The organism is Brevibacterium moorei (assembly GCF_024580735.1).
Classification (GTDB): Bacteria; Actinomycetota; Actinomycetes; order Actinomycetales; family Brevibacteriaceae; genus Brevibacterium; species Brevibacterium moorei.
This window is the reverse complement of the sequence record NZ_JANIJX010000030.1, coordinates 1-15,291: the sequence shown is the minus strand read 5'-3', so window position 1 is coordinate 15,291 and position 15,291 is coordinate 1. Positions and strand designations below refer to the sequence as shown.

Below are 15,291 nucleotides of genomic sequence, written 5' to 3'. Positions count from 1 at the left end.
ACGATGTGAGATCGCGGGAGGAAGACGAAGGTGGACCGGGTGCAGCAGGTGATCATCGGCGAATACGGCGGGCCCGAGGTGCTCCGCTTTGAGACCGTGGACGTCCCGGAACCGGTCCCCACCGAGGTGCAGGTGCGGGTCGACTACGCCGGGATCAACCCCGTGGACGGTAAGACCCGGCAGGGCGGCAAAATGGGCGCTGTGGCCGGTGGCCCGCCGCTGCCCCTGGGCTGGGACGTGGCCGGGATCGTGACCGCGGTGGGTATGGGAGTCACGCGCTTTGACGTGGGCGACCGCGTCTATGGGATGCCGCGCTTCCCCTATCCGGCCGCGGCCTATTCGGAATACCTCACCGCGCCCGCCAGACAGCTGGTCGAGGTTCCGGCAGGGTTGTCGCTGAGCACGGCCGCAGCCGTGCCGCTGCCGGCGACCACCGCCTATCAGATCGTCGTCGACGTGGCCGAGGTGCGGGCCGGGCAGCGGGTGCTGGTGCTGGGTGCCAGCGGAGCCGTGGGTCGGTTCGCAGTACAGCTGGCGAAGAGCCGGGGCGCGTACGTGATCGGCACGGCCTCCACGGGCAAGCTCGCGGGACTGATGGACCTTGGGATCGACCAGGCGATCGACTACACCCGGCAGCGCTTCGAGGACGCGGTCGATTCGGCGGACGTGGTCATCGACCTGGTCGGTGGCGAATACAGTGAGCGCGCGATCGGGGTGACAGCTCCGGGTGGATTGGTCGTCAGCGTGCCCTCGGGGGACAAGAGCGAACTGGTAGAGCGGGCGGCAGCGGCCGGGATCCGACTCACGGGCATGATCGTCGAACCCGATCATGTGGCCCTGGAAGCGGTTTCGGCCGGGATTACAGCCGGGACGATCAGCGTGGCCGAGCCGGAGGTCCTACCCTTCGCCGAGGTCGTCGCCGCGCACCGGAAACTCGACGCGGGCGCGGGCCGGATGGTGCTCAGGGTTCGGGGGTAGGTGCGGGAGCAGGCATAGACACCACCTGAGCGCGGAAACGACGTGCTGCAACAGGTCGTTTCCGCGCTGGGATGGTGTCTATGAAGAATCGCGTGGAGGTGCGGGAGCCTCGCGCCGGTAGGATGGACGCGGTCGCCGCCGGGCCCGGTGGTGACCGCACGAACCCTGGGAGGAAAGCAATGGGATCCGCGTTCTTCGCCGACGATGACCCCACCGCGGCAGTCGACCCCACCGCGGCAGTCGACCCCACCGCGGCAGTCGACGCGGTGGTCGCCGGGCTGCCGGCCGAACAGCGCACTGCCCTGGTCGAGACCGCCATGGCCGATATGCGCACCCGGGTGGGCGACCGCCTGGCCGAGGGGCTGAGCGAGCACGACGCCGAGGCATTCGACCGGATGAACCAGGGTGACCGCGCCGCGATCCTGGCCTGGCTCGAATCCGAGGGGATGGGAACGGTCGAGGACTATGCGCAGACCGCCACCCCGGAGCTCCAGACCTTCGCCCTCAAACTGTTCATGCGGCTTAAAACCCCCGACCGCGCCCGGATCATGAACGAAGAGCTGACCCGTTCAGTCAAGCGCCTGGCCGCCACCGTCGATGGACTGGGCTGAACCCTGCGACTCTGCACACCGCAACTTTGAACACCACGCGCAGAAACGCCGTGGAACTCATCGCCACCTGCGCATATAAACATTGGTTTACTACCGATGTGGGGGCATACCTTATCGGGTATGCGATTGAAATCAATACTGCCGGCGCTCGCCGTCGCCCTCCTGCTCTGCGGCTGTTCCGGTGGAGCGGACAAGGATCCCGACGGCCAGACGCCCTCGGCTCCCAAAACCTCCGGGGCCACCGCCTATCCGTTGAAGTACACGAACTGTGGCACCGATGTCACCGTTGAGCGCTCACCGCAGAGGGCCGTGTCCCTCAACCAATCGGCCACGGAACTCATGTTGCGCCTGGGATTGGGAGACCGCCTGGCCGGCACCGCCTACCAGACGAACCCGATCCCCGCTGATCTTGCCGCGGCATATAAGAGGGTCCCTCTGCTGTCCGATGGGATCGTCAAGCACGAAACTCTGCTGAACACCCAACCGGACTTCGTCTATTCGTCCTACGCCTCCTTCTTCAAAGAGGAGAACGCCGGCACCCGTCAGGAATTGCAGGACCTGGGCGTGCCCACTTATCTGACCGAGTTCGACTGCACTTACCACGAGTCCGTCAAAGGTGGTGCCGACTTCGACATGCTCTTCGACGAGGTCGGGCAGATCTCGCGGATCTTCGATGTGCAGCGGGCCGGTGAAGATCTGGTGGCCCAGCAACGGAAGATCATCGATGAATCCGTGGCCAAGGCGAAGAGGATCACCGGTACACCCAAACTCGTATGGTTCTACTCGACCGCGGCGTCGAAGGCGACTCCGTCCGTAGCGGGGCCCGGCGGACTGCCGCAGACGGTCACCCAGATGGTGGGAGCGAAGAACCTGTTCGACGACGGTGACACCAAATGGCCGGAGGTCAGCTGGGACGAAGTCGCCGACCGGAACCCCGATGTCATCATCCTGGGCGACCTGACGCGTGGATACCCGGGTGACACTGCCAAGGAGAAGATCGACTTCCTCAAGAACGATCCGTTGACCAAGCAGATGGATGCGGTGAAACACAATCGGTTCATCACCATTTCGGGACCGGAGATGGACCCGGGGCTCGACAGTGTCCAGGCGGTCAAGCACGTGTCCGAGGGGCTGCTGAAGATCCAAGATGAGGAGGGTCGATGATATCCGGCGCTTTTGATCCCACCGGGGCCGATCCCACCGAAGCGGACAGGGGCCCCACCTCGGCTGCGGCCCGCCTGGTCGCAGCTTGGGACGCCCAGCAGGCGGCCCTGGTCAACCGGCGCGAGGACCGCTTCTCCACCGTTGTCGCTCTGGTGGTGCGCATGCTCACCAGTCGGGCAGAGGCTCCGACCGCATCCGCCCTGACAGTGCTCGATCTGGGCTGCGGACCGGGCAGCCTGTCCGCGCGCGTGCTCGAGCGGCTGCCCGGAGTCCACGTGATCGGCGTGGACTACGACCCGGCTCTGTTGCACCTGGCCGCGACTCACCTGGCCGAGGCGTATCCGAGACGGTTCCATCCGCTCGACTCGGACCTCGCCGGCTGCGGCTGGGCCGAGGCGGTGTCCGCGCTTCTCTCCGCCGAGGCCCTGCCCCCGATCGGAGCGGTCGTGTCCTCGACCGCTCTGCACTGGCTGCACCCGGCCCAGCTGGTCGACGTCTACACCCGTGCAGCCGGGCTTCTGCCCGCCGGCGGTCTGCTGCTCGACGCCGACCACCTGCGGTACGACTCCGTAGCCGAACCCTTCCTGTCAGCCGCCGCAGCGGCCGATGACCTGGCGACGCAGACTCGCGATCAGGCCGCGGGTGCCCTGACCTGGGACCAATGGTGGGAGGAACTGGCCGGGGTGCCGGAGTTCGCATGTCACCTGGCAGAGCGGGCCCGTCGCTTCGCAGACCGCCCACCCACGCCCCCGGCCCCGCTCGATTTCCATCTGGCGGCGCTGACCTGCGCCGGCTTCTCAGAGGCCGCCCCCGTCTGGAGGCACCTTGACGATGTCATCGTCTGTGGTGTCCGCTGATGCCGCAGCCGGCTCCGAGGCGCCGCGCACTGCAGCCCCGGCCCGCATGGGCACAGCCTTCTGGATCCCCATCTTCGCCGTGGCCCTGTTGGTGTCCATCCCCGCTGCCTGCCTCATCGGTACGGCGGATATCCGCTATTCCCAGGTAGTCGCGATTCTGGCCCGTCATCTGGGCCTGGGCGCTCTGGTGCCGAATCCCGGTGCCGCCTCCTCACTCATCGACGCACTGATCTGGGAGTCCCGGCTGCCGCGGGTACTCCTGGCAGTCGTCGTGGGAGTCGGCTTGTCTTTGTCCGGTGCCGTCCTGCAGGCGGTGACCCGCAACCCGCTGGCCGAACCGTACCTGCTGGGAGTGTCCTCGGGCGCGTCGACCGGTGCGGTCGCGGTGCTGTTGCTGGGGGTCGGCGCAGGCGCGGTGTCCCTGTCCACCGGCGCATTCGCAGGTGCCCTGCTGGCCTTCGGAATCGTGCTGGTCCTGATCGGCGGTGGCCGCGCGTCCAATCCCTCCCGGGTCGTGCTCACCGGTGTGCTGGTCTCCCAGTTCTTCTCCGCCCTGACCTCGCTCATTCTCATGCTCTCCGGTGACGCGGATGCCACCCGGGGTTTCACCTACTGGCTGCTTGGCTCCCTCGGCGGAGCGCGTTGGCAGCCTCTGGCGGTGGCCGCCATCGTCATCGTGCCCGCGGCGTTCGCGGTCGTATGGTGTGCGGGTGCGCTGGACGCTTTCACCTTCGGGTGGGATACCGCCGCTTCGCTGGGCATTCCAGTGGCTCGGATGCGGGGGCTCCTCATGGTCCTGGCCGCGCTGATGACCGCGGCGGCCGTCGCAGCCTCCGGCGCGATCGGGTTCATCGGCCTGCTGGTACCACACATCGTGCGCCTGCTGGCGGGTTCCGGACACAGGATCATGTTGCCGCTAACCGCTTTGGGCGGTGCGGTGTTCCTCATCTGGGTCGACGCACTGGCCCGCTGGGCCCTGGCCCCGCACGAGATCCCGGTGGGAGTCATCACCGCACTATTGGGTGCGCCGGTCTTCGCCCTGGTGCTGAAGAAGGAAGGGACACGATGAACGGGGAAGAGCTCCGAGCGCCCACCGGAGTGGCCACGGACGAGGCGGCGGTCACCCCGGCACCGGCGCTGTCCGCTCGGGGAGTCGTCTGGGGCAGCGGGGGCAACCGGATCCTGCACGGCATCGATCTGAGCGCCCGCCCCGGCCGCATGCTGGGAATCTTGGGACCGAACGGGGCGGGCAAGACCTCGCTGTTGCGAATCCTGGCAGGACTGCGTGCGCCTTCGGCGGGCATCGTCGAATTGGCGGGAGTGCCGCTGGCCGAACTATCGCGTCGCGCGGTCGCCCACCGTCTGGCGATTGTCGAACAGAGTCCCAGCGCCCATCTCGACGTCACGGTCGAACAGGCCGTGGCGATCGGCCGAACACCCTATCGCGGGGCATTCAGCGCGTTGACCGGATACGACTCCCAGGTCGTCGAGGCGGCTCTCGAGCGAGTCGACCTGGTCGGAATGCGGCACCGGTCCTGGGCACGGTTGTCCGGCGGGGAACAGCAGCGGGTCCAGGTGGCACGCGCCCTGGCCCAGGAACCGGAGGTGATCTTGCTCGACGAGCCGACGAATCACCTCGACATCCGCTTCCAGCTCGAGGTTCTGTCCCTACTGCGCGACTCCGGTCTGACCGTTGTCACCGCCCTGCACGATCTGAACCTGGCAGCCCGATACTGTCACGATGCGATCGTCCTGCAGGATGGGCGGGTGCGGGCCGTCGGCACGCCGGAGCGGGTACTGACCACCGAGCTGATCGCCCGGGTCTACGGGGTGCAGGCCGTGGTGGAGGGCTCCCGACACCATGCGGGTGTCCAGATCTCGTACCTGAGTGCGGGCCGGTCGGTTGACCGGCCCCCGAGCCCGAGGGGAACAGTGCCCTCGTAATATACGGATATGAGTGTATCCCGCACCACATCCCCGCAGTCCGCCCCCACCGCCCAAGCGGCCGAATCCGCCTTCCTATCCCAGGCCTCGGCCCAACCGGAGGCCGTCGCCCCTGTGCCAGCCGACGCCTATGCGAGCCTGCCCGACGACCCGTATTCGCGCGTCACCCTGGCAGACCCCTACCCCTTCCTGACCCGCCTGCGTGAAGCCGGAGCCGCGGTCTGGTTGGAGCGCTACGGGGTCTACGCCTTCGGCCGCGACGCCGAGGTCCGCGCGATCCTCGACGACTGGCAGACCTTCATCTCCGGGGCAGGAGTGGGGCCGGCGAACTACGCGGTCAACCGCCCGGCCTTCTGGCGCCCCGGCATCCTGGAGGTCGACCCGCCCATCCACACCCGGATGCGCCAGGCCATGTCCGCGGTCATCAGCCCAGGCCGGCTGCGGGCCCGCCGCGCCGACTTCGACGCCTATGCGCGAGAACTGTTAGACGAGGTGCTGGGGTCTGCAGAGGCCGCGGCCGCCGTGGACCTCGACGTGTTCGACCTGGCCAAACGGTTCACCCTGCGCGTCTTCGGCGATGCAGTGGGCATCCCGCGGGCCGACCGCGACCCCAAGCTGATCCTGCAGGGCGCCATGAACTTCTCCCGGATGGGGCCGATGAACGAGGTCGCCCGGGAACACTTCGAGGCCGCCGACGGAGTGGTCGAATGGGTGATGGAGGCCTGCGCTCGCGATCGCCTGGCGCCTGGGGGCATGGGCGCGCAGATCTGGGAGTTCGCGGACTCCGGGGACATCCTCGACGAGGAGGCGACCCTGTTGGTGCGCGCGATGCTCTCAGCCGGCCTGGACACCACGGTGCTGGCGATCGTCAACACCCTGGTCGCCCTGTCGCGCCACCCCGCGCAGTACGCCCGGCTGCGCGCCGACCCGGGGCTGATGAAGTACGCGATCGACGAGTGCTTCCGCTTCGACTCGCCCTTCCAGTCCTTCTTCCGCACCACCAGCCGGGACGTGGAGATCGGCCAGGTGACGATCCCCGCGGGCTCCAAGCTCATCGTCTTCCCCGGTGCTGCGAACCGCGATCCCGCGCGCTGGGGCGACGACGCGGATTCCTTCGATATGGAGCGCGATGCCTCCGGGCATCTGACCTTCGGCATGGGCATCCACATGTGCGTGGGCCAGCCGATCAGCCGGATGGAGATGGACTCCTTCTTCGCCGAGTTCCTGCGCCGCGTGTCCTCCCTGGAGCCCCTGGCCCCGGCCGAGCCCTACATCCACACGACCCTGCGCTCCTATGCCAGCGCCCCCATGCGCCTGCATCTGGGGTGAGTGGGAGGTCTACTCGCTCATCCCAGATGCAAGCGCACGGGGCTGAGGGGGAAGCCTTCTCGCGAACCCGGTAGCTTCGCGCGACCCTGCGTCTTATAGGTCCAGTTTCAGCACCGGATCGCAGCTGCGGGACACGCAGATCATCATGGTCTCGTTCGCCTCTCGCTCAGCGGCGTCGAGGACATGGTCACGGTGGTCGGCCCGCCCTGCCAGGATGCGGGTCTCGCAGGTGCCGCAGGTTCCGCGCTGACAGCTCGAGAGCACGCGCACGCCCGCGCCGGTCAGCGCCTGCAGGATCGACTCGCCCTCTCCCACCGGCACGGTGCGCCCATCGGCCAGTTCAACGGTGAAGGGCAGATTTCCTCCCGCCGAGGCCCCACCGCCCGTAGTGCCGACGGCACCCTGCGCACCCGGTTGGGACGCCGGTGCGGCGGCGTCGCCCTGCACGGTGCCGCCTGACCCTGCCCCTGCGGATACGGCCTGCGGGCCCTCGGCTGCCGGATCGAACAGTTCGGATTCGACGATCGTCTGCGCGGTCTCCGGGCGCGCCGCGAGCCCTGCCCGCAGCGCGTCTGCGAATCCCGCGGGACCACAGGTGTAGACGAGCGCCTGCGGGTGTCCGCCCAGCCAGGCTGCGGCCTCGGCGGCCAGATCGGGGCGCCCTCTCTTCGCTGTGTCCCAGATCGTCACGTGCTCGGGGCCGAAGGCGGTGAGGAGTTCGCCGGCATAGGCCAGGGAGTCCATAGCGCTGGAGTCCCCGGCACTGGAGTCTGTGCCGCGGCCCACGTAGAGCAGGTGCCAGTTCAGTTCGAGGCCCGCGGCGAAGATCAGCATCGAGCGCAGCGGGGTGATGCCGATGCCGCCTGCGACGAAGTACGCGGGCCGCGCCGCGCGGAAGTGGAAGTTATTGCGCGGGCCGCGGATGAACAACTCGCGCAGCTGCGCAATGGTGTGCAGGGTATGCGACAGGCTGGGGGCGGCGCTTCCGGAGGCAGCTGCGTCCTCCGCCGGGTCCGCGGCTGCCTGCGTGCAGGATGTCGCCGTATCCGCCTGAGAGTCCTGGACCGCGATGGTCCAGGGCGTGGCCCCGGTCGGATCCGAGCTCAGGGAGTAGTGGCGGATCAGCGGGACCGCTGTGGTGCCCGCGGCCTCGCGCCGGCCTGTGGCGGGGATGGGCTCAGTGGCAAGGGCGACCTCGATATGGGAACCGGGGGAGAAGGGCTCGCGTCGGTCCAGGGTGAGTTCGAGGACGCGCGGGCCCAGCCGGCGCAGGCCGGTGACGGCGACCGGGGTGAAGCCCGCGCGCAGGAGCAGCTCGGTGTGAGGGGAGGCGGGGGATTCGACGCTCATGCGCTCACTCTAACCATGAGGGGACAGTCGACGGCCAGGCGAATCACCCAGTGACCGGTTCATGCGGTTTCTGAGGCGCAGAGCTACATGAACCGGCCACTGGGTGACCCCCGGCATCATCGAGTGGGAAACGCGGGCGCCCGCTCATTCGGTGGGGACGGTCTCGGTGTGCCCTCGGAACCCGTTCGTTCGGTTCCGCAGGCCTGCTCAGTCCTCGTACATGGCGACGAGGCGCCCGCGCACCCCGCCGTCGTGCAGCCGCTGGATCCCTTCGGGGATGCCGGCGAAGTCCGTGTGCTCCACGGCCGGCTTGAGGTCGCCGGAGGCCATGAACTTCATGACATTGGCGATCGCATCGCGCGAACTGCCATTGTTGCCCAGCAGTTTCAGGCGCTTGGTGATGAGCGGGTACATGTTGAGCGTGGCCTCGAGGCGGCCCATGCCGACCTGCACCAGGCGCCCGTTCGGCGCCAGGGTCTCGATCGCGCCGGCGGTGGTGGTGCCGAAGCCCGCATAGTCGACGATGAGCGTCAGGCCCACATCCTTGAGCTCCGTGATGTCCTTGCCGACCTTCTTGGCGCCGGCGGCGTAGGTGGCGTCCCACACGGCCTCGTTGACCTCGGCCACGTAGAGTTCGCCACCGGACAGGTGGGCGACGCGGGCGCCGATCTGGCCCAGGCTGCCGAAGCCGATCACGCCGACCTTCTCGCCCGGCTGCAGGCCGCCGGTCTCCATCATGGCGCCGTAGGAGGTCATGCCGGCGTCGGTTGCGGCGGCGGCCATGTCGAAGGGCACCTAGTCGGGGATCGCGATGACATCCTCTTTGTCCGCCACGACGTATTCTCCCCAGCCGCCGGGCCGGGCGTAGCCGTAGGTGTCGCCCTTATTGCCCAGCGGCCACACGGCGACGCGGTCGCCCACCGAGTAGCCGGTGTCCGGATCGCCGACGGCGTCGACCACGCCTGCGATCTCGTGGCCGGGGATGGCAGGGACCTTCATGAGCTCCATCCATTTGGGGTCCTCGAGGATGCCGACGTCGGAGTGGCATAGGCCGGCGGCCTTCATGACTATCTCCCTTGATGGTGGATCCGTTCGTGCACCTTCACAGCACCCGGAGATTCTGGACGCCTGTCAAGGTCTTGGGCCACAGGGTCTCAGGGCCTCCGGGGGCGCCCAAGACCTTTCTGCCCCCGGGGCTCCCGGCGGCCGGTGCCGGTGCCCACAAGAACAGCAGGCGCTTTGGTCCGAAACCCACGCGGGGGTTCGTACCAAAGCGCCTGCTGTCGCGTGTTATCGAGGGACGGAGCTGATCCCGCCGGGACGGATCCCGGCGGGATCAGCCGACTATGCCCGGTCCGCCGCCTCGTCTTCCAGGGTGTTGTGCGTCGAAAGGTCCTTGCCCTTGGTCTCGGGCAGGAACAGGACGGTGATGGCGGAGACCACCAACAGGATGATCGAGTACCAGGCGAATTTATCCGAGCCCATGGCGGTGAGCACATACGGGGCGGTACCGCCGAACACGGCGATCACGATCGCGTAGTAGATGCCGAAGCCCGCGGTGCGCTGCGAGGTCGGGAACATCTCCGAATAGGTGGCCGGGGCGTGGGACAGGAAGCCCGCGAGCAGGACCAGCTGCAGCGAGATCGCCAGGGCCAGTTCCCACATGTGACCGCCGTTCATGACCAGCTTCATCATCGGGATGTAGAGGATGGCCGTGCCGATCAGGGCGATGAGCATCGAGGGCTTGCGCCCGATCTTGTCCGACAGGAAGCCCCAGGCGGGCAGCACCACGATGAAGACGACATTGCCGATCAGCGAGGCGGTGAAGGAATCGTCGGCGGTGTAGCCGAAGGACGACTTCGCCACTGATGCCATGGACACCGACCAGATGTAGTAGGCGACGGTCAGACCGCAGGTCATGCCGATGACCTTGAGGCCCACGCGCCAGTTGCGGCCGACCTCGGCGAAGATGTTCTTCTCCTTCTCACCGGCATCCTTGACGGCCGCGCGGTGCTCTTCGAAGACCTCGGACTCCTCCATCGAGGAGCGGATCCACAGGGCGCCCAGGCCCATCACCGCGCCCACGGCGAAGGGAATGCGCCAGCCCCAGGCGTCCATCTGCGCCTCGTCGAGCGTGCTCTGCAGGATCAGGCCGAGTGCCAGCCCGACCAGCAGGCCGATGGTGCCGGTGACGTAGATCGAGGAGGCGAACAGGCCGCGCTTGTCCTGCGGGGAGTGCTCCGCCAGGTAGGTCTGCGCGCTGGGCAGCTCGCCGCCGTGGGCCAGGCCCTGCAGCAGGCGGGCGAAGACCAGCAGCGCCGAGGCGCCCCAGCCCCACTTGTCGTAGGTCGGGCAGATGGCGATGAGCAGGGAGCCCAGGGAGGCGGCGATCACGGCCAGGGTCAGCGAGTGCTTGCGGCCCACGCGGTCGCCCAGCCAGCCGAAGACGAAGCCACCGAAGGGGCGGGCCACGAAGCCCACGGCGAAGACGGCCATGGTGTTGAGGAAGGCCGACTGGGGATTGCTGTTGTCGAAGACCTGTGTGGAGAAGTAGACGGCGAAGCTGGCGTAGACGTTCCAGTCGTACCATTCCAGCGCATTGCCCACGCTGGTGCCCATCAGGGTTTTGAACTTCGACTGCGGTTTGTGATCGCCCGGGCTGCTGTGGGGAGCAGCCGTGGTGGATGCGCTCATGCGGAGGGGCTCCTATTCCAGGTCCCATGCGCGGCCCTAGCCGGGCTTGCGCACGGCCTTGTGGTGTGTTGAACACGTCAATGCTACGTCCGGCGGCGGACCGGAATGTGACGCGACACCCACGAATGACGGTGTATATCGACGAAACCTCAGGGAAAACACACGCGCATCACGGAAAGAAGCAGCGAAAGAGTGGTATAAGTCACCGTACAAGATGTCTTGAATGGTGAGATATACCGTTCCTCGCCGGGCTCAGTACCGGATCGGGTTGTGCACGTGTTCCGCCCAGGCCAGGATCCCGCCGCGCAGCGAGGCGACGGCCGGGTGGGCGACTGGAGTGGCCTCGGCGGCCAGGAGCCGCGCCGCGGTCGCCGAGCGCACACCCGTCTTGCACATGAACACGAGGGTGCCGGGGCCTGTGCTCTGCGCGAGGACCCCGTCCAGGGCCTCCCAGCCGCGCGCCTCGATCTCGCCCAGCGGGACGGCGTGCGCGCTCGGGTGGGCGATGACCTCGCGCTCCCAGTCCTCGCGCACGTCGACCAGCGTCACGGGACCGGCCTGGTTCAGCCGTGCCGAACCCAGCTGCGCCGGATCGACCTCGGTCACCGGGTCGGGGGCACAGACATCGGCGAAGGTCTCGATCGCGGTGACCGGCGGCCGGTCGGGATCGGCCTCGAAGTGCAGTTCGCTCATCCGCGAGCCCAGCGCGTCCACACGGGCCAGCCGGCCCAGCAGCGGATCGCCGATGCCGCAGATCAGCTTGATCGCCTCGGTGGCCATGAGCGATCCGACCCAGCCGCACAGTGCGCCGAACACCCCGCCCAGAGCGCAACTGGGGACGGAGTCGGCCTCGGGCACATCGGGGAACAGGTCGCGCAGCATGGGGCCGCGGCCCGGCCAGAAGGTCGAGACCTGGCCCGAGAACTGGAACAACGTGCCCCACACCAGGGGAGTGCCCGTGAGTTCGGCGGCGTCATTGCAGACATAGCGGGTGGCGAAATTGTCCGCCCCGTCGACCACCAGATCGTGGCCGTTGAACAGGTCCACGGCATTGGCGGCGGTGATCCGCTCGCGCAGCGCATTGACCCGGGTGCCAGGCGCGGTCTCGGCCAGGCGGGCGGCGGCGGAATCGACCTTGGGTGTGCCGATCGCGGGCGTCGAGTGGATGACCTGGCGCTGTAGGTTCGAATCCTCCACCGTGTCCGCGTCGATCACGGTCAGTGTGCCGACGCCGGCGGCCGCCAGGTATTGCAGTACTGGAGAGCCCAGGCCGCCCGCGCCGATCACCAGCACCCGCGCATTGCGCAGTCGGCGCTGCCCGGTTACGCCCACCTGGGGCAGCGGCAGATGCCGGGCGAAACGCGAGATATCGGCGGGGCTCAGCTCGGGCCCCTGCGCGACCAGCGGCGGCAGGGCACCTGCTCCGGCGCGCATATCCACGTCCATCAGATCGCGGCCTCGAGCCCGGTGGCGACCATGCCCTCGGTCGGCGATGAGGCCAGGGCCAGGGAGCGCTGCGGGATCCGGCCGGCCAGCCGCGCGGCCCGCCCGCCCTCGACGGCGCGCGCCATCGCCAGGCCCATCAGCGCCGGGTCGTGGGCGCGGGTCACCGCCGAGGCCAGCAGCACCGCGTCACAGCCCAACTCCATGGCCAGCGCGGCATCGCTGGCCGTGCCGACCCCGGCGTCGAGGACCACGGGCACGTTCGCGCGCGCCACGATCGTCTCGATATTGTGCGGGTTGAGGATGCCCAGGCCCGTGCCGATCGGCGCTCCGGCGGGCATCACCGCGGCCACCCCGGCGTCCTCCAGGCGGCGGGCCAGCACCGGGTCGTCGTTCGTATAGGCCAGCACGGTGAAGCCATCGGCCACCAGCTCCTCGGCCGCGGCGAACAGTTCGATCGCATCCGGCAGCAGGGTCTCCTCGTCGGCGATGACCTCGAGCTTGATCCAGTTCGTGTCCAGCGCCTCGCGCGCCAGCTGCGCGGTGAGCACCGCATCGCGCGCGGTGAAACAGCCGGCGGTATTGGGCAGGGGCCGGATGTCCAGCTTGCCCAGCAGGTCGAAGATGCCCGTGCCCGTGGCCGAATACCGGCGCATCGCCACGGTGGTCAGCTGCGTGCCGCTGGCCACCAGCGCATCCTCCAGGCTGGCCAGGCTCGTCGCCCCGCCGGTGCCCATGATGAGCCGCGAGTCCAGCTGCACCCCGTCGATGACGAGCGGGCGCGGATCGGTGAAAGTGTCTGCTGATGTCATGGTGTCTCCTCCTCAGCCGCCCTGTGCGGCGGTGACGACCTCGATCGCGCTGCCTGCGGCCAGCACGTGCCCGTCCCATTTGCCCCGCGGCACGACCCGGCCGTCGACGGCCACGGCCACGCCCAGGCGCTTGCCCGAGGCGGCGGTTCCCTCCGCTGTGATCTCCTGTCCCAGCAGTTCGGCGACGAGTGCCCGGACCGAGGTGCCCTGCACCAAGGTGCGCGGCGTCCCGTCGACGCTCACGGTGATGGTGTCGGTCGTCGTGTCGGATGTCGTCGTATCAGGTGTTTCGGTGTTCATGAGTGGCCTTTCCGATAGTGCGGTGAGGTCAGGGTTCTGATTGTGTGCGGGGTGCTCAGGCCCGGGTCGGTGCCGCCTGCAGGGGCTCGGCCTGCGGCGCCGCCGCCGAAGCCTGCAGCGGCGCTGTGGCCAGCGGGTCGGCCGCCAGGGCCGCGGCGGCCTCGGCTCCGGTCGTCGTCGACAGTGAACTCGTCGCGCTCGCGGCCAGCTCCTCCGGGGTCAGCGGCGCCCGGGTGCCGGCGCCATCGGGCAGCGCGGCCTCGGCGACGTCGGCGGTGACGGCCGCGCCCCACGGGCTGAGCAGGATGCCGTGGCGCGAGAAGCCGGTCGAGGCGATGATGCCCGGCGCCAGCCGGCCGATGATCGGCAGGCCGTCGTGCGTGCCGGGGCGCGAACGCGCGACCACGTCGTCGATCGTCGTGTCCACGATGCCCGGCACGATGCGGCGGGCGTCGTCGAGCAGCTGCCAGACGCCCTCGGTGCTGGGTGCCTCGAGGTCGTCCTCGCGGGTGGTCGCGCCGATCACCAGCGAGTTGTCGAAGCGCGGCACCAGGTAGATCGGCCGGCCTGCGACCTGACCGCGGACCACTCGTGAGACCAGCGGCGGGTGGCCGGCGGGAATGCGCACGCGGATCACATCGCCGCGCTGCGGGCGGACGTTGAGCTCTTCGACTCCGGGGACCTGCCACACGGCGGTGGCCAGGATGATCTCATCGGCCTCGAGGCGGGTGCCCTCGGCGCCGATCCGGTGTTCGGCCGCCGGATGGATGTAGCCGGTCGCGGGGGAGGACGGGGCCGTTTCGGGGGACGCTGTCGCGCCGGCAGATGCTGTGCCGGCCGGCGATGTGTCCCCGTCGTCGAGGATCGCGGTGGCCGAACCCCCGGCGGGGGCCTCGACTACGCGGGCCACATTCGCGCGCACGAAGGTCGCGCCCTTGGCCAGCAGTGCCGCCTGCAGCGCGACCGCATAGGTGCGCGGGTCGATCTGGTGGTCGCCCGGATGGCTCACCCCGCCCACGATCCGCGGGCCCAGGGCGGGCTCCAGGCGGCGCGCCTGGGAGCCGGTCAGTCGTTCGGTGGGGTTGCCGGCGGCGCGCTGGGCCTCGATGAGTTCCCAGATCCGCTGGGCGTCGGAGCGTTCCGCGCCGATCACCAGGGTGCCCTCGGTCTTGCGGTGTGCGTCGATGCCCGAGGCCAGGCGGACCGAGGCCTCGAAATCGGGGTAGAGGCGGGCGGCGCGGGCCATGATGGGGGCGAGTTCGTCCTCGCCCCAGACCATTTCGGCCGCCGGTGCCAACATTCCGGCCGCGGCGTGCGAGGCGCCGTTGCCGGGGGTGGCGTCGCAGACGGTGACCTGGTGTCCGCGATTGAGAAGCTCCCAGGCGATGCTGAGGCCCACGACCCCGGCGCCTGCGACGATGATGCGCATGAACGTCCTTCCTACGACGGCATGATCCGTATCAGGTATAGCGGTCGGCTTTCGCCCTCTCAGTCCTGCTGCGTGCTGCATGTGCTGTGTGCGCAGCACTCGCGGGACTCCCGCGGATTTCCGCCTTCCATTCTACGCCGGGGTCATTCGATGGCGGAGGGCCTCATCGAGTGGCCGGTTCATGCAGTCGAACGCACGGCAGCGCTGCTGTGAAGTCTCGGGACATCGTGACCACAGATGTCTCACAACATCATGACCACCATGTCTCACCACATCATGACCATACCCATGGTCACGTGGACTCATGACCCGTGACTACAAGCCCACACAAGACCCGAACATCCGCCTGAAAGTCGCACAATTCCCCGACCCCGCCCCAC

15 protein-coding genes are annotated in these 15,291 nt (G+C 68.6%); 7 read left to right on the top strand and 8 right to left on the bottom strand.

All coding sequences use genetic code 11. The annotated features are described in order from the left end of the window. Positions 1 to 30 precede the first annotated feature (30 nt). From NQ034_RS14535 to NQ034_RS14505, 7 genes are all read left to right on the top strand, one after another. On the top strand, positions 31 to 978 hold the full coding sequence (locus tag NQ034_RS14535; protein ID WP_257049722.1) for an NADP-dependent oxidoreductase: 948 nt from the start codon (positions 31 to 33) through the stop codon (positions 976 to 978). Positions 979 to 1,157: 179 nt separating this feature from the next. Continuing rightward, entirely contained in the window at positions 1,158 to 1,589 is a 432-nt protein-coding gene (locus NQ034_RS14530) for a DUF5663 domain-containing protein (RefSeq protein ID WP_257049720.1), read from the top strand. Positions 1,590 to 1,715: 126 nt separating this feature from the next. Beyond that, a complete protein-coding gene (locus tag NQ034_RS14525; protein WP_257049719.1) occupies positions 1,716 to 2,753 on the top strand; it encodes an ABC transporter substrate-binding protein in 1,038 nt (345 codons plus the stop codon). Further along, positions 2,750 to 3,610, top strand: coding sequence for a class I SAM-dependent methyltransferase (locus tag NQ034_RS14520; RefSeq protein ID WP_257049718.1), 861 nt, complete (start codon positions 2,750 to 2,752; stop codon positions 3,608 to 3,610). The genes NQ034_RS14525 and NQ034_RS14520 overlap by 4 nt, the downstream gene beginning before the upstream one ends. Then, positions 3,585 to 4,679, top strand: a complete 1,095-nt coding sequence (locus NQ034_RS14515; RefSeq protein WP_257049717.1) for a FecCD family ABC transporter permease — start codon at positions 3,585 to 3,587, stop codon at positions 4,677 to 4,679. The genes NQ034_RS14520 and NQ034_RS14515 overlap by 26 nt, the downstream gene beginning before the upstream one ends. After that, entirely contained in the window at positions 4,676 to 5,554 is an 879-nt protein-coding gene (locus tag NQ034_RS14510) for an ABC transporter ATP-binding protein (RefSeq protein WP_257049716.1), read from the top strand. The genes NQ034_RS14515 and NQ034_RS14510 overlap by 4 nt, the downstream gene beginning before the upstream one ends. Positions 5,555 to 5,563: 9 nt before the next feature. Then, positions 5,564 to 6,883 (top strand): cytochrome P450, encoded by a 1,320-nt coding sequence (locus NQ034_RS14505; RefSeq protein WP_257049715.1) that lies wholly within the window; start codon positions 5,564 to 5,566, stop codon positions 6,881 to 6,883. A gap of 93 nt (positions 6,884 to 6,976) precedes the next feature. Here the strand turns inward: NQ034_RS14505 and NQ034_RS14500 are convergent, their stop codons facing one another. The 8 genes from NQ034_RS14500 to NQ034_RS14465 form a co-directional block, all read right to left on the bottom strand. Further along, positions 6,977 to 8,233, bottom strand: coding sequence for a 2Fe-2S iron-sulfur cluster-binding protein (locus NQ034_RS14500; RefSeq protein WP_257049714.1), 1,257 nt, complete (start codon positions 8,231 to 8,233; stop codon positions 6,977 to 6,979). A gap of 207 nt (positions 8,234 to 8,440) precedes the next feature. Further along, on the bottom strand, positions 8,441 to 9,016 hold the full coding sequence (locus NQ034_RS14495; protein ID WP_257049713.1) for a zinc-binding dehydrogenase: 576 nt from the start codon (positions 9,014 to 9,016) through the stop codon (positions 8,441 to 8,443). Between the two features lie 12 nt (positions 9,017 to 9,028). Continuing rightward, the gene (locus NQ034_RS14490; protein WP_257049712.1) at positions 9,029 to 9,298 is read right to left on the bottom strand and encodes an alcohol dehydrogenase catalytic domain-containing protein; all 270 of its coding nucleotides are present in this window, start codon (positions 9,296 to 9,298) and stop codon (positions 9,029 to 9,031) included. Between the two features lie 279 nt (positions 9,299 to 9,577). Further along, complete coding sequence (locus tag NQ034_RS14485; protein WP_257049709.1) at positions 9,578 to 10,927, bottom strand: MFS transporter; 1,350 nt, start codon at positions 10,925 to 10,927, stop codon at positions 9,578 to 9,580. 252 nt (positions 10,928 to 11,179) lie between these two features. Further along, positions 11,180 to 12,361: a ThiF family adenylyltransferase gene (locus tag NQ034_RS14480; protein WP_257049707.1), complete on the bottom strand. Its 1,182-nt coding sequence runs from the start codon at positions 12,359 to 12,361 to the stop codon at positions 11,180 to 11,182. Positions 12,362 to 12,372: 11 nt separating this feature from the next. After that, entirely contained in the window at positions 12,373 to 13,182 is an 810-nt protein-coding gene (locus tag NQ034_RS14475; protein WP_257049705.1) for a thiazole synthase, read from the bottom strand. A 12-nt stretch (positions 13,183 to 13,194) separates the two neighbouring features. Next, positions 13,195 to 13,482, bottom strand: a complete 288-nt coding sequence (gene thiS, locus NQ034_RS14470) for a sulfur carrier protein ThiS (protein WP_257049704.1) — start codon at positions 13,480 to 13,482, stop codon at positions 13,195 to 13,197. 55 nt (positions 13,483 to 13,537) lie between these two features. After that, complete coding sequence (locus NQ034_RS14465; protein ID WP_257049702.1) at positions 13,538 to 14,911, bottom strand: FAD-dependent oxidoreductase; 1,374 nt, start codon at positions 14,909 to 14,911, stop codon at positions 13,538 to 13,540. Between the last annotated feature and the right edge of the window lie 380 nt (positions 14,912 to 15,291).